Raw genomic sequence first — 25,999 nt, 5'->3', positions numbered from 1 at the left:
TTTCCTCCTTCAGAGAATCTGATTAGCCGTTCAGGGAAATGTTCAGCGTCTTCTTCGGTGTCTTCATTTGTTCCCGCAGATCGTCTTCAGCCATATCAAACCATTCGGCAAATTCAGAGATTGTCGGATACCGTCCGCTGAATACGAGTGTTCCATTTACGACAACGCCCGGCAGGCTGTCGACACCGTGCTGTTCCATCAGATCCACAATCTCCTTGTTCGTTGAAAAGGGCATCGGCTCCTGCGCGAGGTTATAGCGTTTCACAGAATAGCCCATTCCCGTCAGAACCGATACAAGCCGTGCAATTTTCGTCAATTCCGGATTCACATCCGTTCCGCATACGCCCGTCGGGCAGCATAGGGCCGGATCAAACAGTTCCACTTTCGTTGTCATCGTGATGACCTCCTCATATAATAAATCTCTTATATTCAATTCCGATTATATGCCTTGAAGATTCGAAATACAACCCGTTCTTTAAATTGTTCACAAAATGGATCCTTCGCTAGCCGGCTGCCGAGCCCCCTCACTGCCTGGGGAAACCGAAAACTGAACAGATAAAGAAAACTTGGCTTGTCGCCAGGCTTTACTGGCCAAAGCCTTAGTTGCACTTATACTATAATCCTTTAACGGAGTTAAACATTCCTATAGTAAAATAAAGAGAGGATCCGGTATTCCACCGGATCCTCCCCTGTTGTACATAACCATTCATCACCGTGAAAGCAGATCTCCGATCGCCGGCAGAACCGCCTTCCTGATGTCCTCTTCTGACACATCCAGATGTGTGACAAAACGCAGTATACCCGGTCCCATGCCGCCGGTAAGCACGCCGCGTTCCTTCAGCCCCCGGATCCAGTCCTGATGAGTGAGCCCGCTGTTCCTTACATCCATCATCACAATATTCGTCTCCACGTGATTGAGCACCGACAGACCTTCATACTGCCCGATGGCCTTCGCGAGCTCCCTTGCAAGGCGGTGATCGTCTTCAAGTCGGTCTACATGTTCCTTGAGGGCAATCCTTGCCGGCGCCGCAATCACCCCCGCCTGCCTCATGCCGCCGCCGAGGCGTTTACGCCATTTCCTTGCCTGGCTGATAAAAGCTTCCGAGCCGGCAATGATCGAACCGACCGGGGCGCCAAGCCCTTTTGAGAGGCAGACCTGCACCGAATCTGTATACTTCGCAAAATCCGCCACCGTCACACCTGCGGACACTGCCGCATTAAAAAGCCTTGCACCATCAAGATGAACAGGAATCCCGTTTGCCTGTGCCACGTCAAAGACGGCCTTCATGTCCGCCACGGACACGACGGCGCCGCCGGCTTTGTTATGGGTATTCTCCACAAAAATGAGCCCTGTTTCAGGAAAGTGGATATCCTCTGCCCGGATCGCCATGTCCACATCCTCCGCGGCCATGGCGCCGCGTTTTCCGGCAATCGTCCGCGGCTGTACCCCGGCCAATGCGGAGATTGCTCCGCCTTCATACAGATAAATATGCGCATCCTGCTCGAGAATCACTTCCTGACCGGGTCTCGCGTGAACGAGTGCCGCAAGCTGGTTGCCCTGTGTCCCGCTCGTCACAAACAAGGCTGCCTCTTTGCCGAGCACAGCCGCCGCTTCTTCTTCAAGGGCGTTCACATTCGGGTCCTCCCCGTAGACATCATCCCCGACCTCGGCCTCAAAGGCCGCCTGCCTCATCGCCGCTGTCGGTCTCGTTACCGTATCGCTTCTTAAATCAATCATCCAAACGTCTCCCTTCACCTGTTAATGCCATCAGTATAGCACTGCAAAAGACAAAGCCAAAGCCCCGGCTTGTAAAAACCGGGGCTCTGGCTATTCTTTAATAGTCACTCTTTGCTTCTTCACCTTCAACGATCTTCACGCCCGCACTCGCACCGATCCGGGTTGCTCCGGCCTCGACCATCGCTTCTGCATCGGCCAGGCTTCTCACCCCGCCGGACGCTTTCACGCCGGCTTTATCACCGACGGTCTTGCGCATCAGTGCCACGTCTTCAACCGTTGCATTGCCTGTGGAGAAACCGGTGGACGTCTTGACGAAGTCAAGGCCCGCCTTCACGGCAATCTCACACGCCCGGACTTTCTCCTCATCTGTTAACAGACATGTCTCGAGGATGACTTTCGTCAGGGCTTTACCTTTCGCTGCTTCGACGACCGCTTTCATATCGGCTTCAAGAAGGGCATCATCGCCATCCTTTAATGCCCCGATATTGAGCACCATGTCGATCTCCGTAGCGCCGTTCTCAATCGCGTTCGCCGTTTCAAACGCCTTTACTTCCGGTGTTGACGCCCCAAGCGGGAAGCCGACAACCGTGCACACATCCACACCGCTTCCTGCGAGGAGTTCCGCGGACGTCTTCACCCAGGTCGGATTGACACAGACGGATGCGAACTTGTACGTCTTCGCTTCTTCACAGAGGGTCACAACCTGTTCCTTCTTCGTTTCCGGCTTTAACAGCGTGTGATCGATCATGCTTGCAATGGATTGACTCATGATACATTCATCCTTTCATCTCGTTCAAGATTTACGCCTGATTGTCAGGCGGTGTTTCCAACTGGTGTTGCCGATGGTTTAAAAGAACATGCCGGCGATGGACGCATTGAGAAGCGAAGCCAGCATCCCCGCAGCAACGGCTTTCAGACCGAGCTGCGCAATGTCCTGACGCCGGTTTGGTGCAAGACGGCCAAGCCCGCCGAGGAGAATCCCCAGTGAGGATACATTGGCAAAGCCGCAGAGGGCAAAGCTCACAACAAGGACTGTCTTGGGATCAAGGGCGTCAATTTCCGGGGCAAATGCGGCATAGGCGACGAACTCGTTTAAGATCAGCTTTTGCCCGATATAGGAACCTGCCTGCATCGCTTCAGCCCAAGGGACACCGATCATAAACGCAATCGGCGCAAACAGCGTGCCGAAAATGGCCTCAAGCGTAATGCCTGACAGCTGGATCGTCGCGTCCGATCCGACCAGACCGAGAACCCAGTTGACACTGCTGTTGATGATGGACTGACCGCCCCCCAGCAACCCGTTTATCAGGGCGATCAGGGCAATAAACGCAAGGAGCATCGCACCGATGTTCAGTGCGAGCTGAAGCACCGTACTCGCACCCCGCGCTGCGGCATCGATGACGTTAAAGGATTCCGTGTCATCGCTCATATCGATATCTTCACGCTCATCGCTCGTCTTACTGAGCTCGGTTTCCGGCATGATGATCTTCGCCATCACGAGCCCCGATGGTGCGGCCATGAAGCTTGCGGCCAGTAAATACTCAAGTGGCACCCCAAGTAAAGAATAGCCGATCAAAACAGATCCTGCAACCGATGCAAGTCCCCCCGTCATGACCGCAAAGAGCTCGGAGCGGGTCATCTTGTTCAGAAACAGTTTGACGACAAGGGGTGCTTCCGTCTGTCCGACAAAAATATTTGCTGCTGCGGACAGCGATTCCGGCTTACTTGTCCCGAGAAGCCACGAGAGAGCGCCGCCAAGCACTTTAATGATTTTCTGCATGATGCCGAGGTAGTACAGCACAGAGATCAGCGACGAGAAGAAGATGACAACCGTCAGAACCTGAAAGGCAAAGACCATGCCGATCCCTTCCGCTTCGAACAGTCCGCCAAAGAGAAAGTTGATCCCTTCGTCAGCGTAGTCAATCACATTATTGACCACCCCCGTTAATCCCTGAAGGGCTTCCTTCCCCTGCTCCCATCTCAGTACGATGAACGCAAAGGTCAGCTAGATCGCCAATCCGCCGATAATCGTTCTCGGACGGATTGCTTTACGGTTATTTGACAAGAGCAGTGCCAGGCCAATCACCGTAAGCATCCCCATGATTCCCCACAATATATTCACATTCTCACCTCATCATGATGTAATTCGTCAGACGAGTCAGATGTCTGACCTTTCAACAAAATCAGTTTATCATATCTTCAGTTCAATTTGTAATCCTTTTCAACAGCTTTCCCAAACTTTTTTCGTTCACCGTGAAAAGGGAAAAAATACATAGCCTTTCCATCCTGGATCGTTTAAAATAGGAGATGCAGGGAATAGGACTTCATATGATTCATTACACATGGGAGTGTTGCATATGACAGTATCGAGTGATCAGGAAAAGAAAAAAATTCCTTCCTCGAGTCGTGGCGATGAAAAGCGCCATGAGGAGAATGAACGGTTCGAGGCACTCCTCGATAAACTCGAGGACATGACGACCAAAGGACGTCTGAAGGACATGGCCTATCATTTCACTGACAAGAAAGAAGTGATCAAGACGAACCTCATCGCAGGCGTAGCCCGCGGGGTCGGCCTGACGGTCGGAACGGCCATCTTCCTCGTCATTCTGTTCTTTATTCTCTCAAATATGGTCGATCTGCCTCTCATCGGGGAATGGATCGCCAATCTTCTCAATGAAGTGGAACAGTACCAGGACACACCGTAACACCCGAAAACAGGTACCATGCTGTTCAAACGGACAGTCTAAAATATTTCAGATGAGGTGATACATATGGATTGGTTAGGTTTAGGTGTATTTATTCTGGCTCTCGCTTTTGCAGGGCTCATTATTATTCTGATCCCGGTGATGAAGAATCTCGCCCAAACGCTCGGAAACGTGGCGGACACCGTGGAAACGGCGAATAAGAGCGTCGGGGAGATTACCGGTGAAGTGACCGTGATCCTTCACAACACGAACGAAACGCTCGTGGATGTCCACGGCAAGATGCAGAAAGTGAATCCGCTGTTCGATATCATTCATGATACCGGCCAGGCAGCTCACAATTTCACGTCAACATTCGCCAACTATACCGGTGCCAAGGCGGATAAAGCGAACGACGGCATCAGTATTCTCGACAAAAAGAACCTCGAAGGCATCCTCCGGGGCGCGGCGTTCATTTACTATCTGAAAGAGCTGCAAAAAGAAAAAAAAGCGGCGGATGAAGCAGCCGATTAATAAAGACATTACCTGCAAAAGGAACCGGGACAAGACGTCCCGGTTCCTTTTATTGTTCAGTCGTCTTCAAGGGGATTCTTCTCCCCGAGGCAGGCGAGGTGTTCATTCGGCAGCATCAGATCAATATGGCCCTTCAGATTAACGAAGCGGCTCGGGAGCTTGCCCCCGTATTCGCCGTCGAGATTCAAAAGCATCTCTTCTTTCGGTTCAATCAGGATCTCCGACGCCTGGGTGTAAATGACCCGGTCATCGGAAATATGCTCGCCGCGAAGAGCAGCGGTCACGACCCGCACCGCATCAGCAAGGTTCGTTTTCTTCAGAATCAGCATATCAAACTTGCCGTCGTTGATCGTCGCATTCGGGGCGAGCTTCTCAAAGCCGCCGACGGAATTCGTATTGGCAACGAGAAAGAGCATGATCTCGCCTTCAAACACCTCACCGTCATAGTGAATCGTGACGTCCACGGGTTTGATGCGGGGCAGTTTTTCGAAGCCTTTGACGTAATAGGCGAGCTGACCGATCATCGTCTTCAGGCGGCTCGGCACTTCATAAGTGAGCTCCGTCAATGTCCCGCCTGCAGCAATATTAATAAACGATGCATCGCCGACCTGGCCGACATCCGACGTGACCCGTCTTCCCTCAACGATGACCTTGCACGCGCCGGGTATGGTCTTCGGCAGATTCAGTGCCCGGGCAAAATCATTCGTCGTCCCCCCTGGGAGAATCCCGAGAGCCGGCCGGTGCTCCTGATTGACCATGCCCTGCACGACCTCGTTGATCGTTCCGTCCCCGCCGGCTGCGATGATCAGATCAAAGCCGCGTTCGCAGGCCGTTCTTGCCGCCTTTGTGGCGCAGTCCTTCCCTGTCGTTGCATGGGCAGATGCTTCATAGCCCGATTTCTCGAGATTCTCGAGTATGTATGGCAAGTATTTCTTCACCTGTTCCCGTCCTGAAGACGGATTATAAATGAGCCTTGCCCGCTTCATTCCATCACCCCGTTTCCCGTTATTTCCATCTTCAGTATACACATTTTTTCAACCGCTGAAAAGCAATAGCCCTGTGAGGGAAACCGGAATCACTGAAGACAAGTCTGTGGGCGAAAGATGCCTGGACACACACAAAAGCGGCTCCACCGTCCTTCAGTTAAGGATGCGGTGGGCCGCTAAGTTGTTAAGTCACTATCCATAATGTTCGTTAACCATCTCCTTTGCAATCATCTTGTGATGCGTAACTTTCAGTCCCCGCAGAATGTAATGATCCATTCCGCTTCGCTCACGCTACGTCATCGGATTCACATCCTTTGCCATGATGGTTGCGATTCTCTGACGGTCTGCCCTCCTTCTTCTAAGTATCCCAGCAACCGGTGTGTTGATTGCTGTAGGTGAAGTATACTCAATTAACTGTGTATTGTAAATATTCAGAATATTTGATGAGGGGAGATCAGCTCTCCCCTTCTTCAGATTTCGCTTCTTTTCTTCTGATTACGATCTTTTTCACTTTTATTGAACGCGGACTCTCGGGCCGAGTTCATCGGCAACGCGTCTTGAGATCAAGCGGTACACGCCCCTCGCAATCAGAACGATGGCAAAGGAAAAGAGCACCAGTCCGACACCCGAGAAGACAACCCCGGATACCCTCGCTTCAAGCTGTACCACATAATAGACGAAAGCCCCGACCTGGACGGCATTGACGAGATACGGATAAATAATCCGGCGGATCCGGCGCTGGACTCGGACAAGTTTCAATGCGTCAATGACCTGAAGCGGAATGATCCAAAGCAGGACACCGCCTGCAAACCAAAGGAGAGCGGTAAACGACTGCACCTCGACATTCGCTGCAGGTACAAACGTCAAACTGAATGCGACGATCGTGATCACGCCGATAGCGAGTCCGATCATACTGACTGTCTTACTGATAAACGACATGGTTATAATCACTGGCCTTTCTTATTAGCGACCTGTACAGACAGGTCATGTTTTTTCACACATGCGTGTCAGTATACCACAGTGGCAGACAGCTTCAACCTGCATATAACGCGTTCAGACGCAATAAGCCCCCGTCCATCATGGACAGGGGCAAGCTCCTAGCGTTTCTTTATTTCTTCTGCCAATAGCTCGTTTACCATCTGCGGATTGGCTTTTCCTTTGGATGCTTTCATCACCTGACCGACCAAAAAGCCGATCGCCTTGTCTTTTCCGTTCTTGAAATCATCAACGGACTGTTCATTCTGATCAAGGGCGTCGTTGACCATCTTGCGGATTTCCCCTTCGTCGCTGATCTGGACAAGTCCCTTGTCCTTGACGATTTTCTCCGGATCGCCGCCTTTTTCGATGAGCTCCTTGAACACTTTCTTCGCGATCTTCGAAGAGATCGTGCCTTTATCGATCATGCCGATCATGGAAACGAGGGCTTCCGGCGTCATCGGCACGTCCTCAATCTCCTTGCCATTCTGGTTCAGGTAGGCGTTCACTTCGCCCATGAGCCAGTTGGAGAGCTGCTTTGGCGGACCGCCCTGGGCGATCGCCTGCTCAAAGAAGTCACTCATCGCTTTTTGCTGGGTGAGGACCCCGGCGTCGTAGGCCGGGAGATCCAGATCCTCCACATAGCGCTTCTGTCTCGCGTCAGGCAGTTCAGGGATGCTGTTTTTCACCCGCTTCTTCCACTCTGCATCCAGGTGATACTGCACGAGGTCCGGATCGGGGAAATACCGGTAATCATCAGAACCTTCTTTGACACGCATAAGGATCGTGCTCTTCGACTGTTCGTCATACCTGCGGGTTTCCTGGAGGATCTCTCCGCCCCCGCTAATAACGTCTGCCTGCCGCTTTTCTTCATGCTCCAATCCTTTTTGGACATGGGCAAAGGAGTTCAGGTTCTTCAGCTCCGTCTTCGTGCCGAACTCATCCTGTCCGTAAGGCCGGATCGAAATGTTCGCATCACAGCGAAGCGAACCCTCCTCCATCTTGCAGTCTGAGACTTCCGTATACTGAATGATCGCTTTCAGTTTTTCGAGATAGGCATAGGCCTCTTCAGGCGTGCGGATATCCGGTTCACTGACGATCTCCACAAGCGGCGTTCCGACCCGGTTGTAGTCGACGAGGGTATGCGGATCGGCCCCTTCGACGTGGGTCAGCTTTCCGGCATCCTCTTCAAGATGCAGTCGGGTGATGCCGATGCGCTTCGTTTCCCCGTTCACTTCGATATCGATATAGCCGTTCTCCCCGATCGGCTTGTCATACTGGGAGATCTGATACGCCTTCGGGCTGTCCGGGTAGAAATAGTTCTTCCGGTCAAACTTCGTCACGTCGGCGATCTCACAGTTGATGGCCATTGCCGCCTTCATCGCAAAGTCGACGGCCTGACGGTTCAGTACCGGCAGGACCCCGGGATGACCGAGGCAGACAGGGCATGTATTGGCATTCGGCTCTGCCCCAAACGAGGTGGAACAGCCGCAAAAGATTTTAGAATTGGTTTTCAGTTCTACGTGGACTTCAAGGCCGATGACCGTTTCGAATTCGCTCATTGTGAAGTCCCTCCTTTCAGTGCCGGTTCCATCTGATGGTGGTCGGTTACCTGCTGGTAGGCGTGAGCCACACGGTACAGCATCGCTTCATCGAAGTGCTTGCCTATGATCTGCAGCCCGACAGGCATGCCTTCACTGAAGCCGCACGGGATACTGATGGCCGGGACACCTGCGAGGTTCATCGGCACCGTCATAATATCGTTGGCGTACATCGTCAGCGGATCGTCCACCTGCTCGCCGATCTTAAAGGCGACTGTCGGAGCCGTCGGGCCGACGATGACATCGTACGTCTCAAACAGCTTCTCAAAGTCCTGCTTGATGAGCGTTCTCACCCGCTGGGCTTTGTCGTAATAAGCGTCGTAATAGCCGGAGCTTAAGGCGAATGTCCCGAGCATAATCCGCCGCTTCACTTCGTCACCGAAGCCTTCGCTTCTCGACTGCCTGTACGTATCAAGGAGGTTCTCCCCCTCTTTACGCACGCCGTAGCGGATCCCGTCAAAGCGGGCGAGGTTCGCCGACGCTTCCGAGGAAGAAATCAGGTAGTAGGCTGCCGTGGCATACTTGGAATGCGGCAGGGAGACTTCTTCACATACGGCCCCCTGCTTCTTCAGTTCCTCAATGGCTTCTGTCACCTGGGCTTTGACGCCTTCATCGACGCCTTCGCCGAGGTATTCTTTCGGTACGGCCACCTTCAGTCCTTTGACACCCGCGTTCAGGTCTTTTGAGAAGTCCGGAACCGCCACGTTCGCACTCGTGGAATCCCGCTTGTCGTAGCCGGCAATCGCCTGCAGGACGAGGGCATTGTCTTCGGCGTTTCTCGTCAGGGGCCCGATCTGATCGAGCGACGACGCAAAGGCCACGAGCCCGAACCGCGATACGCGGCCGTATGTAGGCTTCATCCCGGTCACACCGCAGTAGGCCGCCGGTTCACGGATGGAACCGCCTGTATCCGAGCCGAGTGTGTACGGGACTTCTCCCGCTGCGACAGCCGCGGCGGATCCGCCGCTTGATCCCCCAGGCACCCGGGTCAGATCCCACGGATTTCTCACCGGATGATAGCTTGAATTTTCATTGGAAGAACCCATCGCAAACTCATCCATATTAAGCTTGCCGACAGCGATGGCTTCTGTTTTTGCAAGCTTCTCCACCACTGTTGCATCGTGAATCGGTTCAAAATTATCGAGAAGCTGAGACGCACACGTCGTCTTCATCCCTTTCGTCACGATGTTGTCCTTGATCCCGACAGGCAAACCGAACAGCGCCTCATCGACAGAGAGATCACCCTTTTCAAGCTGTTCATCGAGTGCTTCCGCCTTTTCAATGGCAGCCCGTTCATCGATGCGGAGGAATGCCCCGACATCGCCATCCACTTCCTTAATTCGCGCAATAAAACCGTCCACAATCGTCCGGACGGTTGTCTCACCGTTACGCAGCTGATCATGCAGTACTTTCACAGATTGTTCCATAGGAGCCTCCTTCATCAGTCCAGGACAGACGGAACCCTGTATTGGCCCTCCGCCTGATCCGGTGCATTTTTCATCGATTCCTTACTTGCAGGGGAAGGGGTTACCTCGTCGTCACGCAGGACGTTCTGTACATCAATGGCGTGGGACGTCGGTTCCACGTCATCGGTGTTCACTTCATTAAGCAGCTCGGAAAATTCAATGATCTTGTCGAGCTGATCGGTAAAGGCTTCTTTCTCCGCTTCAGAAAAAGACAGTCGCGCCAGTCCCGCAACATGCTCCACCTGCTCTCTCGTAATTCGTGCCATACCAGCACACCTCCATCTAAAAATGTCAAATGATTCAGTCTTATTCAGACAGAGGAAAACAAACGCCCACTCCCTGTCCGTGTAACGATTCACTACCTTTCAAACTATATCAGAGAACCTTTGTCCCGGCAACGTATCACCGTGTTTCTGCTCTTTATTTTTGGAAAAACACCTCAAAAAGAAACAAGAAAAAACCTGCATCCAGGAGTCGCCTGAACGCAGGTAAAAGATTCTTTATCGAAGAATATGCATAAACGGTTCTTCGTCCGGATGCTGGATAATGATCGCTTCCATGCCGCTCACGGACTCAATGTACACCCTGACCGGCACCTGTACGGTGATCAGCTCGGCCAGCCGGTCTGAAATAAACTGGCTGAGGGCGATGATCTCTGCCTGACCGTGAGACTGCAGATTCAGTTCAATCGTCATCTCTTCAAGAATGTCATCCCGGTAACGGGCCGTCCCGACTGCACCGATCTTCCGGTCAAAAAAGTCTTCCGTCTCTTCACGGAACTGGCTCATCTGATTGGCCAGATTGGCGTCATAGCTCCTCGCTTCACCCGACGGGAAGACCACAAAGCGCTCATTCACCGTTTCCCAGCCGTCAATTTGCAGGGAACCGCCCGCCACATGCGTCATCGCCGTAAAGCCCCCCGGAGCAACGGCTCCTCTCGGCTCTTCCTGATAGAGGGCGAATGTGATCGGCACATCATTCGGAATGCTCTCAAAACTCTCGCTTCGCAACCGGTTCAAAATGACCTGGGCCTGTTCGCGCCCGTATGCCTGGACCTCTTCACGGTCGAGGGTCTGTTCATAGAAATTGATCGTGCCGTCTTCGTTTCGCGTATTGAAATAATACACGGCTCGAAGACCGATCCCGATGACGATCCCCTCAAGTTCAACACCGTCTTCTCCGCTTCCGGTCCAGTAATTATGTTCCATAATGTGCGAAATCATGAGGGGAGCTTCCCTCATCTGATCCGCCTGTGCTTCGACGCTTCCCGGATTTTCTTCAGCCACACCCGGATTCAGACCGGGACCCGGGTCATACACCGCTTCCCCCTCGTCGTTCTCCGTCGTCTGATCGAGGGGGTTCGCCCGGTTCAGCCAGCTGTTGATGAGGTTCCCGGACAGGTGCTGCCCTTCCGTCAAATAAAAATCGTCCGGTGAATAAAAGCCGGATGCGATCTCCATGAGACCGGTTTCGAGCTGATCGAGGTCAACCCGGTTATTAAAGGCATCGTTCACAGCCCCCCGGGCATCGCTTCTGAAATACACGCCGTCCTGAAGGACCGTTCGGAAATAGACGCCGTCTGAGTCGACCGTCGGCGTGAAGCCGAACTCGGTCTCACCCTCTTCTGTATCTTCCACCACGATGACTTCCTGTTCCTCTTCCTCTCCGTTCTGAGGGAGACAGCCCCCGAGCATCAGAAGGACCAGGAGGCCCGTCACCGTCATCATCACGTTCTTCATTCGATCATTCCCCTATCTGCCTTGTTCCGATTTCCATACTCCGGCTATTTTCTCACAAATCGCCGCACCCGGCCAGTCGCCGATGGTCTCAATCTTCAGGAGAGTTCGTCGATAAACCGGGCTTCATCCCAGACTTCGATACCGAGTTCATTGGCTTTATCAAGCTTTGATCCCGCCTTCTCACCGGCAATGACGAGATCCGTCTTCTTCGACACCGTTCCCGTCACCTTCCCGCCTCTCGCTTCCACTTCCGTCTTTGCTTCTTTTCGCGAATACTGTTCCATCGAGCCGGTGATGACGACCGTCTTCCCTGCAAGGGGCGAATCGCTTTCTTCCGCTGTGATTCTTTTCGGACCTGTGTAGGTCATATTCACGCCGAGGTCCTTTAAAGCTCCGATCAGATGCTTCATCCCCGGCTGTTCAAAGGCCATGACGATGGAATCGGCCATTTTATCCCCGATCTCATCGACGGCGATCAGTGCTTCTTTGTCGGCCTCCATCAGCGCATCCATCGTTTCAAAATGCATGGCGAGGGTCTTCGCCGCCTTCGAGCCGACAAACCGGATCCCGAGGCCGAACAACAGCTTCTCGAGGGAGTTCGATTTCGTTGCTTCAATGGCTTCGACGAGATTCGTCGCCGACTTCTCCCCCATCCGCTCAAGGGCCATAATCGCTTCTTTCTCAAGACGGTACAGATCCGCCACGTTTCGGACGAGTTCACGGCTGTGCAGCTGGGTAATCACCCGCTCACCAAGTCCGTCAATATTCATCGCATCCCGGCTCGCAAAGTGAATCAGTCCTTCCCGGATCTGTGCCGGACATTCGGGGTTCACACAGCGAAGCGCCACTTCCCCGTCGATGCGGACCAGTTCGGATTCACATGCCGGACAATGTTCGGGCATCGAAAAATCCTCTTCACTGCCGTCACGCTGTTCGGTGAGTACGTTCACCACTTTCGGAATGATGTCGCCTGCCTTCTTGATCGTCACCCGGTCACCGATCTTCACATCCTGTTGGCGGATGAGATCCTCATTATGAAGAGACGCCCGCTGCACCGTCGTCCCTGCGACGGATACGGGTTCGAGGATCGCCGTCGGTGTCACAACGCCGGTCCGTCCGATGGAGAGCTCTATATCAATGAGCTTTGTCACCACTTCTTCTGCCGGGAACTTAAACGCCGTCGCCCAGCGCGGACTCTTCGCCGTAAACCCGAGCTCTTCCTGATGATCGAGTGAATCGACCTTGATGACAATCCCGTCAATCTCATAGTCCAGATCGCCGCGGCGGTCGAGCCAGCTGTTGACATAGTCGACAACTTCCTCAATTCCGTTACAGTGTTTCGCTTCCGGATTGATTTTGAAGCCGAGCTTCGACACATAGTCAAGGGTCTCGGTGTGTGAGTCAATCGTCTTGCCTTCAATCTGACCGACGGAATAGACGAACATATCGAGGTTCCGCTTGGCCGCGATCTTCGGATCAAGCTGCCTGAGAGAGCCTGCAGCCGCGTTTCGCGGATTGGCAAACAGCGCCTCCCCTTTCTCCTCACGTGCTTCATTGAGCCGGTTGAAAGACGCCTTCGGCATAAATGCCTCTCCCCGCACTTCAAGGGTGACGCTTTCCTTCAGTTTCAACGGAATGGAAGGAATCGTCTTCAGATTCCGGGTAATGTCCTCCCCTGTTGTCCCGTCACCCCGGGTCGCACCGAGGACAAACTCGCCTGCTTCGTATTTGAGCGTGATGGCAAGGCCGTCGATCTTCAGCTCCACGCTGTACGTCGGATTCACGCCAAGTCCGTCGCGGACCCGCCGGTCAAAGTCCCGAAGCTCCTCTTCATTAAAGGCGTTCGAAAGGGACAGCATCGGAATATCGTGCTGAACCTTTCTGAAATGATCCAAAGGCTCACCGCCGACCCGCTCGGACGGAGAATCACTCCGCTTGAGCTCCGGGTGAGCCGCTTCGAGTTCCTCAAGTTCCTGCAGAAGACGGTCATACTCCGCATCCGGCACTTTCGGCTGATCAAGCACGTAGTAATGATGGGCATAGTCATTGACCGTTTCCGTTAATGTATCGATCCGTTTTTGCACGTCCTGATTCTCTGACATCGGTTCACTTCACTCCTCATGCTTTTGTGATAGGGGCAAACCTCGCTGCGAGCCGCTTTACACCAATCTCCGGAAAAGCGATATCAAGCTCGATGTTTTCGCCTTCCCCTTTTGTACTGACGACGGTGCCGGTCCCCCACTTCTTATGAGCGGCCTTGTCGCCGACGTTCCAGGCGAAGCCGTCTCCACCGGTATTGGTCGTCACCGGCTTAGTAACGGTCTTCCTTTTCACACGCTCCGGCGCAGGCCGGTTCACGGGACGATTCGACGAGCCGGACGGCTGCATCCACGGCAGTTCGTCGGCGGCGGACGTCTTGCCCTGACTCAATCCCGTCTCTGCCAAAAGCTCATCCGGGATCTCACTCAAAAAACGTGACGGCGCGTTCATATTCGTCTTCCCGAAGATCGTCCGCATTGAAGCCCGTGTCAGATACAACTCCTTCTCCGCCCGGGTAATCCCCACATAGGCGAGACGGCGCTCTTCTTCCATCTCCGCTTCTTCCATCAGACTGCAGCTGTGGGGGAAGACCCCTTCTTCAAGCCCTGCCAGAAAGACGACCGGGAACTCGAGCCCCTTCGCCGAGTGCAGCGTCATCATCAGCACATGTTCCGCTTCTTCTTCCTCGTCCACCTTGTCAATATCAGCAATGAGGGCGAGGTCCGTCAAGAACGCAATCAGCGTCTTGTCGTCACTCGCTTCCTCAAACTCGCCTGCCACCGTCAGAAATTCCTCGATGTTCTCAAGACGGCCTTCGGATTCGAGCGTATTCTCATTCTCAAGCATCTCCCGGTATCCCGTCTGATCGAGGAGCTCATCGACGAGCTCCTTAACCGGGACGTAGTCCTGCATCTGAATCCAGCCGCTCAGCTGATCGTGAAACGTACGGAGCATATTCGTAAACCGCGCGCTCAAGCCGACCTGTTCGATCTCGGCCACGGCCTGAAAGAGAGACAGATCATTCCGGTCCGCATATGCCTGCAGCTTATCCACCGTCGTCGGACCGATGCCCCGTTTCGGCACGTTCACAATCCGGCGGAAGCTGATGTCGTCATCGGGATTTGCCACGAGTCGCAGGTAGGCAAGGAGATCCTTGATTTCTTTACGGTCGTAGAACTTCGTTCCGCCGACGATCGTATACGCCATGTTCGACTTCACAAACAGTTCCTCAAGGACACGGGACTGGGCGTTGGTTCGGTACAAAATCGCAATATCCGACGCTTTCAGCTCAGATCCTGACAGCTTCTTCTGGATCTCATCGACGATAAAAGCCGCTTCATCGTGCTCATTTCGGGCCGAGTAGTACGTGATCTTCTCGCCGCCGTCGTTGTTCGTCCAGAGATTCTTGTCCTTACGTCCGGAATTGTGACTGATCACCCGGTTCGCCGCATCGAGAATCCGCTTTGTCGAGCGGTAGTTCTGTTCAAGGAGAATGACCTTTGCATCGGGATAGTCCTTCTCAAAGGAGAGGATATTGGCAATGTCCGCGCCGCGCCAGCGGTAAATCGACTGATCCGAATCCCCGACGACACACAGGTTTTTATGACGGTCTGCCAAGAGCCGGACGAGGCGGTACTGGGCATGGTTCGTATCCTGGTACTCATCGACCATGATATAGCGGAAGCGGCGCTGGTAGTATTCAAGGACGTCCGGCACCTGGTTGAAGAGCCGGATTGTCGTCATGATCAGATCGTCAAAGTCAAGGGCCTGATTCCGCTTCAGTTCACGCTCATACTGTTCATATACCGTCGAGGCCACCTGTTCGAAGTAACCCGCCGCCGTCTTGTCAAAATCTTTGGCCGTTTTCAGTTCGTTCTTCGCCGAGCTGATCATGCCGAGAATGGCCCGGGGATCAAACTTCTTCTTGTCGATGTTCTTCTCCTTGATGATCCGCTTGATCACCGTCAGCTGATCCGACGCATCAAGTATGGTGAAATTCCGGTTATAGCCGATGCGGTCAATATCCCGCCGCAAAATCCGCACGCACATGGAGTGGAACGTGGAAATCCACATCTCCTCGGCCTCATACCCCACATTCTTCTTCACACGGTCCTTCATCTCCCGGGCCGCCTTATTCGTAAACGTAATAGCAAGAATCGACCAGTGCGGGACCCCTTTCTCTCCGATCAGGTAGGCAATCCGGTTCGTCAGTACGCGGGTCTTGCCACTGCCTGCACCGGCCATGATCAACAGCGGTCCCTCGTTATGCACCACCGCTTCCTGCTGTTCCTTGTTTAATCCTTCCGTCATTGCATGCATCGTATCACCATCCAAACATTTGTTCTTTCTTTCAGTGTAGCGTCCGCACATCAATCTGTACAGCTTTTTTCCTGCATTCATCCGGGTTTTCGCCCCTTACACAAAGGATCGGAGGCAGCAAAAATGCCGCACTCCGACTGCGACCGGTTGTCCTGTTGCCGATTCAGGCCTGGTGAGTCTGTCCGTTCGCTTCTTTGACCGCTTTGACCGTGGCAAGCGCCTGTTTCAGATTGTCATAGATCACATTCCCGACGACGACGGTATCTGCATAAGCCGCCATCTCCGCCGCCTGCTCAGGCCTCTCAATGCCGCCGCCGTAGAAGAGCTGGGATTTCCCGAGGACATCATTCACCGCGGAAACCGTCTTCGGATCGCCGTAGACCCCGCTGTATTCCATATAGAAGATCGGCATATGGAAGAGCTGATCCGTCATGCGCGCATAGGCCACGATGTCCTCTTCATCGAGGTCCGTATCCGCATCCGACACCTGCGCCACCGAGGAATCCGGGTTCAGCACGCAGTATCCTTCCGAGAGGACTTCTTCCATGTGCATCATATGTCCGAATTGCTTTAAGGCCCGGTGATGCAGACCGTTCAAAAACGTCACCTGCCGGGTATTCAGCACCGACGGAATCAAATAGTAATCAAAGCCCGGCACGACCGACGAAATGGTGCTGACTTCAAGGGCTGCCGCGACGCTGTAGCGGCGGACACGCATCAGCATCTCCAATGTATTCTCGTCCGTGACATCGGTGCTTCCCCCGATGATCACCGCGTCCGTCCCCGATTCACAGACGGCTTCAAGATCTTCATCGGAAAGCGCTTTGGCGGGATCGAGTTTAAACACATGCCGCCATTCATGGTAGGATTTCATCATAATTTTAAATAGCTCCTTTTTTTCTCATTGAAAAACACGGCTTCCTTACACAGCATGTCAGAAAGCCGGTATGCTTTTTCTGGTGGTCATGAATCAGTATATCAAATACAGGGTCTCCTTCGCCACAGAAGACGTGAAACAACAGTGGTTACAATACAGGACGAAAAGACCGCTCCCTTGAGGTCAGGGAACGGTCTCCATGCTTAAATGACAGACAAAAGAGCCTCAGCAACTGCTTTTTGAACACGTTTGCCGCCAAGGCGGCTCACAATATCCCGTATATGAAACGGTTCGCGTTTCTCGACAGAGCGGTACTTCATATAGTCATAGATCTCGGCCGCCTGAATAATCTGCGCTTCGATGGGGATCTCTTCCCCACTTAGCCCTCTTGGATAGCCGCTTCCGTCCAGGTTTTCATGATGCGCATAAACAAAAGGGGCGAGATGCCTGAACGATGACAGATTCATGAGCAGGTAATACCCCGCTTCCGGGTGACGGTGAATGCCTTCCCACTCCTCTTCAGCAAGCTTGCGCACCTCGGTTAAGAGAGCCGGCGGGAGAATGACCTTCCCGATATCATGATAATAAGCGGCTTCCTCAATGGCATGAACGGTATCCCTCGAAAGACCCATCCTGTTGGCAATCCGCCGGCTCAGAGAGGCTGTCCGCTCGGCGTGACCCCGCTCCCCTTCATATTCCGAAAATAAGCGGTTTGTCAATGCATCAAAGACCTCTTCTTCAAACCGGGACCGGTTGTCCGCTTTCTGTTTATACATCGCCCGCTCTGCTTCCTCGAGCCAAAGCCAAATCGACTCATCGGCGGAAACCCGTTCCGATGTACCCATCGCCACCGAGACCGGCAGCCCTGAGCATGTCTTCTTCTTCAGAGCCCCTTCGATTCTGATCTGAAGACGCGCTGCGGCTTGGCGGTCTGTTTTCGGTAACAGCACGGCAAATTCATCGCCGCCGATTCTCGCGATGATGTCATCGCTGCGGCATACATCTTGCAATACCCCGGATACCGTCAATAAGAGCTCATCACCGGATTTATGCCCAAAGACGTCATTCACCATTTTAAGACCGTTTACGTCAAGATACATCACCGAGAATGGATAGTTCCGGCCGGTATCCATGCGGGTCATCTCTTCTTCGAAAAACCGACGGTTATACAGCAGGGTGAGCGCATCCCTAAACGTTTGTTGCATCAGCTCACGAGTTTGTTTACGCTGTTCGGTCACATTATTAATGACCAGCACGGCGCCCTGATCATTGCTTACGGGCAACGTTCTCGATGTGATCTCAACGCCCAGATGCTCACCGAATTTATGAACGAGAACCAGGTCCTGTTCACAAAACAGGCAGTCGTGATCTCCCATCAGCTGTTCGATCGGAATCTCCAATCGTCCCTCCTGTTTCTCTGCCAGAAGATAAAAGGCCTCGTCAAAACGCTTGCCGATCAATTCCGATGCTTCATAGCCCGTCATTTCAGTCATGGCATGGTTTGCATAATTGATCACGCCATGACCGTCAAGACGAATAACTCCTTCGGCAAGCGCCATCAGCGTGGCTTCCACAAATTCTTTTCCTGCTTTCAGTTCCTGTTCCGCCCGATGCATCTTCGTGACGTCGCGAATGTACCCGTGCCAGAACACCCCGCCATCAGCCAGTTGTTCCGGGCTGGCATACCCCTCGAGCCATCTGACGCCTCTTGAAGGCAGATAGACCCTGTAGCGGTCTTCCCAATTTTCAAGGGTCTCGGCAGATTGTACAATCCCTTGTACGACCCGTTCTCTGTCCGTCTCTATGACGCGGGATATGACTTTATCCGCGGACTTGCCCGCCTCTTCCGGCGTCACCTCATATACATCCCAAATGCCGTCACTTGCCATCGGAAAAAAACCCGAGCCGTCCGGATTCAGCTGATACTGGTACACAGCGCCCGGCACCTGGCTTGTAAAATTCCTGAACTGTTCATAGGCACGGTTCACCTCTCGCTCGAGCTCCAGGCGCTTCGTCACATCCCGGGCCACGCCAATGATCCGATCCCCGGTAAACTGAGCACGCCACTCCAGGACAATGTACTGACCGTCGCGCTTTTGGTACCGGTTCAAAAAATACTCAACCGGTTCGCCAAGTCTGAGCTTTTCGATCGCATTGATCGTGCGTTCCATATCATTCGGATGAATCAGCTCAGTAATGTTCCGACCGATCACATCCTGTTTCTCATAGCCGAGAAGCGATGTCCACTCCGGATTCACCAGTTCAAACACGCCTTCTTCACTGACAATGCAAAGCAAATCTAGGCTGTTGTTAAAATAACGCTCAAGCTGATCAGCCTTTTTTTGCGCATCTTTCTGAAGCGTCTGCATCGCACTCATCAGATGATAGTGTCCCCGAATCATTTTCCAGTGTGCAGGTTCGAGTGCGGGACTTTTATCGGACATGATGATGAACACACAAACCCGTTCCCCGTCCGGTGCCTTCAGATCGAATACCGTTCCCCAGTCACGATCATCTTCACCGGATCCGGCAGGGATGGCAGGGATGGTCATAAAACCCTCTTCCTTACAATCTGTATGGGGGATTGCCGAGAAGATACGCCTCGCCTGTTCCGCGTCATCAGCTTCCATTTGGCGATCTGAAAACACGTCGATCACAAGCTCCTGTCCTTCCCGGTGAAAAGCCACCAGGATGCCCTTTGGATCGAGGACACTTTCGAGGGTGTGCAAATAGCTCGTCAAGGAGAGCATCACCTGTCGCTCAAGAGCATTGGTCGTACTGAATGACTGACTCATCTGCATTAGCCAGTCAAGAAGCTCATGATCATCTTTCTGGTTTTGATCCTGTTTCCTGTTAAGACCGATGTCCACCTTTTTACCCTCCCATGTATAACCGATATATATTAGACTTATTATAATCTACTCATTCCACCCTTTCAATATCCCCTCTAATATTTCACATTTAGCTACCAAAAAAGCCATCCTCCAAATTGAAGGATGGCTGCATTTATTCGATTAACTGCCGGTAATCCGCAAACGGCATCGGCCTGTGGAGATAGAAGCCCTGGGCAAAGTCACAGCCCGCTTCTTTAAGAAACGCCAGCTGCTCTTCTGTCTCGACACCTTCTGCCACGACGTTCAGCCTGAGGCTCTTCCCCATGGCGATAATTGCATGAACGATATCCGTCGTCTTCTCGATATCCCGGATAAAAGACTGATCGATCTTCAGCTGATGCATATTCAGCTGATGGATCTTCCCAAGGGATGAATAACCCGTCCCGAAATCATCGATCGCGACCTGAATACCCATCTCAATCAGAGCATTCAGTGTACCGCTGACAAGGTCCGAATCACTGATGGACGTCTCTTCCGTCACTTCGAACACGAGCCTCTCTGCGGGAAATCCGGTTTCCTCAAGAATGGCGTCCACCTGTTCCGGGAATGCTTCATTCTCAAGCTGCTGGACAGAGACATTCACCGCAAGAAACAGGTTTCCGTCCCTGTATGCGTCTGTCCCGAGTGCTTCTTTGCACGCATTACGCAGCACCCAGTCTCCGATGCTGTAAATGAAGCCGAACTTCTCCGCCACGGGGATGAACTCCCCTGGTGACACCCGTCCTTCTTCCGGATCGTCGAGACGAAGGAGCACTTCCGCACCCACAATCACACCGTCCTGAACCGACAGCGTCGGCTGGTAATGGAGATGGAACAAATTCTCATCGAGTGCGCGCTGAATCACCGTCTTGACCTTGAATTCCCGCTTCACCTGATTCCCGAGAACGTCCGTGTAATAGTCGAAGGTATTCCCTTCACGTTTCTTGGCATGATGCATGGCGATATCCGCATTCAGCATCAGATCATCCCGTTCGCGGCCGTTATCCGGATAGCGTGCCACGCCGAAACTGCAGGTAATGTAGAAATCCTCATTATGAAGCGTAAAAGGTTTCTTCAGTTCATTGAAAAACAGGCCCAAACGCTCCCTCACCTCAAAGTCATCGGTCCCCCGGGGGAAGACGATGGCAAACTCATCACTGCTTAACCTTGCGACAAGTGCCTTGGCAAAGACCTCCTGCAAGAGATCCGCCATCTGCCGGAGAAGTTCATCTCCTGCAGCGTGTCCGAGATTTTCATTGATGCTCTTAAAGGCATCGATATCGCCGAAAAGAATCGTCGCGGTCTGGTTGTAACGTTCCGCTGCGATCAGGTCCTGTTCAAGCTCCCGCATCACATAGTAACGGTTGTACAGACCCGTCAGTTTGTCCTGGTTGATCAGGGAATCAATCCGTTCTTCCCTTGCCCGCACTTCGCTCATATCCGTGACAATCCCGACGTAACGGTAAGGCTCACCTTCTTCATCCTTCAAAGCGAAGATCTTCAGCCACTCCGGATACACATCCCCGTTCTTTCGTCGATTCCATATTTCCCCAGTCCACTTGCCATACGTCGTCAGATCATGCCACATCGAATGGTAAAAGGCCGCATTGTGCTGTCCGGACTTCAACAGTCTCGGGTTTTTCCCGATCAGTTCCTGCTCCGTATATTCGGTTATCGTCGAAAATGCCTGGTTAATCCATTCGATCTGTGAATTTGCATTCGTGATCACAACACCTTCACCTGTGTTCTCAAGAACCGAAGCGAGCATCTGATTATGCGCCTCGAGTTCTTTTTCCCGCGTCTGATCCACGTAGATCGCCAGTGTCGCAATCAGGTGCGATTCGATGTAGACAGGAAGCGCGATCAGCTCCACATTGATCAGGTGACCGTCCTTATGTTTGCGAAGGGTGTCTCTGGTGAGAATCACACCCCGTTCCATCTGATCAATATGGTCTTGCATGGAACTCTCATCATCCAGCGGATAGATGACAAATTCCGGTGAAAGACCTAGAACTTCCTCACGACCGTAGCCGAACAGCGCCTCAAAGTGACCGTTCACTTCACTGATCCGGTAGTCCCTGTTGAGAATGGCAATGGCATAGGGCGACTGATTGAAGAGGGCCTTAAAAAAGGAATCCTTCTCCAGCGTCTCGGTAATATCCGTAATCAGCGAATATAAGAGATGCGTCCCGTTAAAATCTACCGGAATACTGTCCACCTTCACGTCGCGGATCTCTCCGTCTTTGAGCCGGTGCCTGAAATGAAAACTGTTTGTGTTGTTTTTTTTCGCGGCATACATCTTCGCCTTGATTGTATCCGGGTCAAGAATATTGATATCGCTGATGACCATATTCATCAGCTCATCCTTCGAATACTGATAGAATGACACCGCTTTTTGGTTTACATCCCTGATCAGCCCGGTTTCCGGTTCGATGATCAATACCGGCAAATGATGGTGTTCGAACAGCTCCTGGTACAATTCCCGGTAATCTCTGCCCGTTTCCGATGGACTTTGTCTCGCATGATGCCTGTTGGGCATACGATACACCTGCTTTCTTTGTGAAACCTGACGAACGAAACAGTTTGGTAATAACAGTATACCCTATTTCGGAATGTTTTCGTCATTTATTCTTAAATCCCTCATCCATCCAATTTATTTACAGTTTAAAGCGGCTGACCGAAAGCTGCAAAGCCTCCGCAAGCTGAGAAAGCTCTTCACTGGCACTCGAGACTTCCTGGACCGATGCCGTCTGTTCTTCCATCGACGCCGAGACCTCCTGTGACGACGCGGCATTCTCTTCGGCAATCGCCGCCAGATGCTGCATCGTATCCAGAATATCCCCCTTCATCCGCTCCATCTCTTCTCCGGAGACGTTCAGCGCCTCGATTCGTGAACGGTTCAGCTGCATCGCTTCGGCAATCCTCTCAAACATCGCCCGTGATTCCGTCACTTTCTCCGTTTGGGTGTTTAATACTTTGCTCACGTTCCCCATAATCGCCACCGCCTCTGACGCATTGGACTGAAGGCCGTTGACAATACCGTCAATGCGGCTCGTTGACGCTGTGGACTGCTCGGCAAGTTTGCGGATTTCATCGGCCACTACGGCGAAGCCTTTCCCTGCATTCCCTGCACGTGCTGCTTCAATCGCGGCATTCAATGCCAGAAGATTGGTCTGATCGGCAATTTCCGCAATGACCTTGCTCGCCTCGCTGATTTCCGCAGCACTCTGATTCGTCTTCTCAATGCCTTCCTGCACGAGCTTCGTCTGATGCCCGCTCTCTTCAGAGGCTTTCGCAAGTCCCGCCATCACATCGAGTCCTTCAGTAACCGTCTCATTAATTCGCTCTGAGGCCTCGTTTAATTCCTGCATATACTGCTGGTCCTTCTCAATCACTTCGCCAAGCGCCCCGGTCTTTCCTGCCCCGGTTTCGGCACTTCTTGCCTGATCCGATGCACCGGAGGCAATCTCCTCGATGGCCCTCGCCACTTCTTCTGCGGCTTTCGCCGACTGCTCGGACGTTGCCGTCAGTTCCTCCGATGATGACGACACCTGAGCCGACGAATCCATCACTTCCCGGATCGTCGTCCGAAGGCTCTCACTGATCCCCTGCAGGGCACTGCAGATCTGCCCGATCTCGTCTTTTTGCGCGGTCAGCTTCCCCGGCATATTCTCCGTCAAATCAAGGGACGAGATCTGTTCGGCCCTCTTCATGACCGCCGTAAGCGGACGACTGATCATCAGGGCGAAATAAAACGCCAGACCGATCCCAGCCACGGCGGCGACGCCCACCAGACCGAATGTGATCGACCGCATCACACCGAGTGACGCCAGGGCCTCATCCTGATCCACCTCGACAATGAGTGCCGCTGGCATATCTCCGACAGTGACGAGCCCACCGCTTCCAAGCACCGCTTCCCCCAGGTAATCATCGTAGACGCCGCTAAAAAAGGCGCTCTCCTCCACGGCTTCGATCGATCCCCTTAACGAATCGGTAATCTCCGTCTGCACCGATTCCACCATCGCCGCATCCTCTCTGTATTCCCCAAGGCGTGTGTTTGTCAGAAGCAGGCCGTCCCGGTTCACAATATACGCATCCCCGCTCAAACCGAGCTGTTCAATATCCTGATGCACGATCCGGTCCATCTGCGTCTGATCAATGAGAATATTCACACTGCCGGCAATCGTTCCCTGTCCCCCGCCCTCATAGACCGGGGTGGACAGAACAATGGCATAATCGTCAATAAAGTCCGAGAAAAACAGCTCAGACCAGGTCTGTTCTCCGCCGAGGCTCCTCTCGATGTAAGGGCGATCCCCGAGGTTATTTCCCTCGAGCTCATTCTGATAAGCCGAGGCCAATACCACTTGCCCCGAACGGTCACTGAGGAAAATATCACGGAACCCGTATTCCTGAATGGCAATATCAAAAAGCCCTTCGATCAGCCCGTACTGTTCCTGCCATTCAGCACTCGCCGCCCCTTCCGCTTCGAGCGCGTCCAATCCCTCATAGACATCCGCCGTATTTGCAAGCACAAGGCCATCTCCCTGTCGCTCCTGATAGAATTCATTAATCTCCCCGCTCTTCAATGTAAAGAACGTGCTGTTCGCCCGTAATACCCCTTCTTCAAGCTGATCCGATGCATACATATAAAGAAGACCTGCCAGCACAATCATCGGGACCAGCCCCGCCACCACGAACATCACAATCAGCTTATAACGCATCTTCAGATTTCTCATCTCTCTCCCGCCTCCCTGATTTTTTGATCCGTATCAATACTACTTCACTGCATTACATCACTAAAGGGAAAGAATGCAAAAAGGGCCTGTCTGCAACACAAAACAAGCCCTTTCGGTGCAACCGGCTGTCATATCATCATGATGAAGACCCTTGGCTTTGCGTCCCTGCTTTTCAACAGGTTTGCCCATCTATCCAGTTATGTATCTCTCTTCTGACGGATCAAATCAACACCACAGAGAGACTTCGTATTGATAGTTTTAATCCTACAGCATATTCACATGCATGTCTATATGTTCATAAATATTTCATTTTTATGTATCTGTCATGACTTATGTTATACGTGAATGAATGAGCAAATAGAGTCTTATGTAATGGGTTGAACCACCAGAAAAATCCGGATACACGTGCCTGAAGCAGAATGGTACACTACTATTAACCGACTGCAAACAAAAACTGAAAGGACGAAACACGATGCCTTCTCCACGCCCGAAAATCCCGGTCCAGGACCTTCATCAGCCCGCTTTTTTAAAGTTCCTGAGTCTGTTCAGCATTCTGCTTTATGTGACAGGCGGCTTCTTTCTTCTGATCATGTGGCCGTCCCTTCCCGATCAGATCCCTGCACACTTTGATGCCACCGGAGCCGTCACCCGTCTCGGATCTGTCTGGACCCTCGTCGCCCTTTGGATCACCGGTGCTGCCCTGTTTGTGTTCATGCATATCATGGAGCGGTTTCCTCATATCCATAATTAACCGATCACGATTACAGAGGCAAACGCCAAAGAAGCCTACAGCATCTCGAGATCCCTGATCCAGACCATCAAATCCGTCGTTCTGATTCTGTTTGCGCTGATCCTGTTAAACAGTATTCTGATCAGCCTCGGCCGCACGCATGCACTCAGTGCCTTTATCCAGCCCGTTACCCTGTTTGGAACAGGTATTCCGATTGTGATAGCTGTTGTGAAGCTGGTGAGGTTGGGGTAAGCTTTTGATAGCTGTTCGTTTAATGAATTTGAGAAAAGAAAGGATGTCCCTCATTCATGAAGAAACAAGTGAAAGTCGTTGGCGCTATTATTGAAAACGATGATCAAGAAATCTTATGTGCGCTCCGTTCAACAGATATGGCCATACCGAATATGTGGGAGTTCCCTGGCGGTAAAATTGAAACCAATGAACGGATTCATGAAGCCCTCGAACGAGAAATCAATGAAGAACTAGGCTGCAAAATTCAAGCTGGCTCGATTTTTCATACACATGTACATGAGTATGACACCTTCATAATCGAACTCATCTGCGTCACTGCGACGATCGTTGAAGGATCACCAGAACCAAAAGAGCATGCAAAATTGATGTGGCTCAAAAAAGACAACTTAGATTCTTTAAAATGGGCCCCTGCAGATATTCCTGCCGTTGAAGCCCTAATAGAAAAAGTCTAG

19 protein-coding genes, 1 pseudogene and 1 riboswitch are annotated in these 25,999 nt (G+C 52.4%); of the genes and pseudogenes, 4 read left to right on the top strand and 16 right to left on the bottom strand.

All coding sequences use genetic code 11. The annotated features are described in order from the left end of the window. Positions 1-22: 22 nt before the first annotated feature. From arsD to BSEL_RS03940, 4 genes and pseudogenes are all read right to left on the bottom strand, one after another. Complete coding sequence (arsD, locus tag BSEL_RS03955) at positions 23-394, bottom strand: arsenite efflux transporter metallochaperone ArsD (protein ID WP_013171711.1); 372 nt, start codon at positions 392-394, stop codon at positions 23-25. Positions 395-709: 315 nt separating this feature from the next. Beyond that, positions 710-1,738 (bottom strand): low-specificity L-threonine aldolase, encoded by a 1,029-nt coding sequence (ltaE, locus tag BSEL_RS03950; protein WP_013171710.1) that lies wholly within the window; start codon positions 1,736-1,738, stop codon positions 710-712. Positions 1,739-1,835: 97 nt separating this feature from the next. Next, the gene (deoC, locus tag BSEL_RS03945) at positions 1,836-2,507 is read right to left on the bottom strand and encodes a deoxyribose-phosphate aldolase (protein ID WP_013171709.1); all 672 of its coding nucleotides are present in this window, start codon (positions 2,505-2,507) and stop codon (positions 1,836-1,838) included. 78 nt (positions 2,508-2,585) lie between these two features. Beyond that, positions 2,586-3,860: pseudogene (locus BSEL_RS03940) on the bottom strand (NupC/NupG family nucleoside CNT transporter). 235 nt (positions 3,861-4,095) lie between these two features. Between BSEL_RS03940 and BSEL_RS03935 the strand changes: the two are divergent. Next, positions 4,096-4,443 (top strand): DUF5665 domain-containing protein, encoded by a 348-nt coding sequence (locus BSEL_RS03935; RefSeq protein WP_013171708.1) that lies wholly within the window; start codon positions 4,096-4,098, stop codon positions 4,441-4,443. Positions 4,444-4,509: 66 nt separating this feature from the next. Then, entirely contained in the window at positions 4,510-4,953 is a 444-nt protein-coding gene (locus BSEL_RS03930) for a DUF948 domain-containing protein (protein ID WP_013171707.1), read from the top strand. A 56-nt stretch (positions 4,954-5,009) separates the two neighbouring features. Here BSEL_RS03930 and BSEL_RS03925 read toward each other — a convergent pair whose 3' ends face one another. The 12 genes from BSEL_RS03925 to BSEL_RS03870 all read right to left on the bottom strand — a co-directional run bounded on the left by BSEL_RS03925 (position 5,010) and on the right by BSEL_RS03870 (position 24,565). Then, a complete protein-coding gene (locus BSEL_RS03925) occupies positions 5,010-5,939 on the bottom strand; it encodes a diacylglycerol kinase (protein ID WP_013171706.1) in 930 nt (309 codons plus the stop codon). A gap of 513 nt (positions 5,940-6,452) precedes the next feature. Further along, on the bottom strand, positions 6,453-6,890 hold the full coding sequence (locus BSEL_RS03920; protein ID WP_155522695.1) for a hypothetical protein: 438 nt from the start codon (positions 6,888-6,890) through the stop codon (positions 6,453-6,455). A 146-nt stretch (positions 6,891-7,036) separates the two neighbouring features. Then, positions 7,037-8,476 carry an Asp-tRNA(Asn)/Glu-tRNA(Gln) amidotransferase subunit GatB gene (gene gatB, locus BSEL_RS03915; protein ID WP_013171704.1) on the bottom strand — a complete coding sequence of 480 codons (1,440 nt, stop codon included), beginning with the start codon at positions 8,474-8,476 and terminating at the stop codon, positions 7,037-7,039. Next, positions 8,473-9,942 (bottom strand): Asp-tRNA(Asn)/Glu-tRNA(Gln) amidotransferase subunit GatA, encoded by a 1,470-nt coding sequence (gene gatA / locus BSEL_RS03910; protein ID WP_013171703.1) that lies wholly within the window; start codon positions 9,940-9,942, stop codon positions 8,473-8,475. The genes gatB and gatA overlap by 4 nt, the downstream gene beginning before the upstream one ends. 14 nt (positions 9,943-9,956) lie before the next feature. Then, on the bottom strand, positions 9,957-10,247 hold the full coding sequence (gatC, locus tag BSEL_RS03905; protein WP_013171702.1) for an Asp-tRNA(Asn)/Glu-tRNA(Gln) amidotransferase subunit GatC: 291 nt from the start codon (positions 10,245-10,247) through the stop codon (positions 9,957-9,959). Positions 10,248-10,481: 234 nt separating this feature from the next. Then, on the bottom strand, positions 10,482-11,720 hold the full coding sequence (locus tag BSEL_RS03900) for a CamS family sex pheromone protein (RefSeq protein WP_013171701.1): 1,239 nt from the start codon (positions 11,718-11,720) through the stop codon (positions 10,482-10,484). A 95-nt stretch (positions 11,721-11,815) separates the two neighbouring features. Continuing rightward, on the bottom strand, positions 11,816-13,822 hold the full coding sequence (ligA, locus tag BSEL_RS03895; RefSeq protein ID WP_013171700.1) for an NAD-dependent DNA ligase LigA: 2,007 nt from the start codon (positions 13,820-13,822) through the stop codon (positions 11,816-11,818). A 16-nt stretch (positions 13,823-13,838) separates the two neighbouring features. Next, a complete protein-coding gene (pcrA, locus tag BSEL_RS03890; RefSeq protein WP_041582247.1) occupies positions 13,839-16,079 on the bottom strand; it encodes a DNA helicase PcrA in 2,241 nt (746 codons plus the stop codon). A gap of 163 nt (positions 16,080-16,242) precedes the next feature. Next, complete coding sequence (gene pcrB, locus BSEL_RS03885; protein ID WP_041582246.1) at positions 16,243-16,953, bottom strand: heptaprenylglyceryl phosphate synthase; 711 nt, start codon at positions 16,951-16,953, stop codon at positions 16,243-16,245. Positions 16,954-17,159: 206 nt separating this feature from the next. Then, on the bottom strand, positions 17,160-19,826 hold the full coding sequence (locus tag BSEL_RS03880; protein ID WP_013171697.1) for a sensor domain-containing diguanylate cyclase/phosphohydrolase: 2,667 nt from the start codon (positions 19,824-19,826) through the stop codon (positions 17,160-17,162). Between the two features lie 136 nt (positions 19,827-19,962). After that, positions 19,963-22,368, bottom strand: coding sequence for a bifunctional diguanylate cyclase/phosphodiesterase (locus tag BSEL_RS03875; RefSeq protein ID WP_013171696.1), 2,406 nt, complete (start codon positions 22,366-22,368; stop codon positions 19,963-19,965). Between the two features lie 118 nt (positions 22,369-22,486). Further along, on the bottom strand, positions 22,487-24,565 hold the full coding sequence (locus BSEL_RS03870; protein WP_013171695.1) for a methyl-accepting chemotaxis protein: 2,079 nt from the start codon (positions 24,563-24,565) through the stop codon (positions 22,487-22,489). Between the two features lie 113 nt (positions 24,566-24,678). Next, positions 24,679-24,761: riboswitch (cyclic di-GMP riboswitch) on the bottom strand. A gap of 276 nt (positions 24,762-25,037) precedes the next feature. Between BSEL_RS03870 and BSEL_RS16925 the strand changes: the two genes are divergently transcribed. Next, the gene (locus BSEL_RS16925) at positions 25,038-25,316 is read left to right on the top strand and encodes a DUF1648 domain-containing protein (protein ID WP_013171694.1); all 279 of its coding nucleotides are present in this window, start codon (positions 25,038-25,040) and stop codon (positions 25,314-25,316) included. A 287-nt stretch (positions 25,317-25,603) separates the two neighbouring features. Then, positions 25,604-25,999, top strand: a complete 396-nt coding sequence (locus BSEL_RS03860) for a (deoxy)nucleoside triphosphate pyrophosphohydrolase (RefSeq protein WP_013171693.1) — start codon at positions 25,604-25,606, stop codon at positions 25,997-25,999.

This window comes from [Bacillus] selenitireducens MLS10, assembly GCF_000093085.1.
GTDB lineage: Bacteria > Bacillota > Bacilli > Bacillales > Salisediminibacteriaceae > Salisediminibacterium > Salisediminibacterium selenitireducens.
The sequence above is the reverse complement of the archived record's forward strand: the minus strand, read 5'-3'. Positions and strand labels throughout refer to the sequence as shown.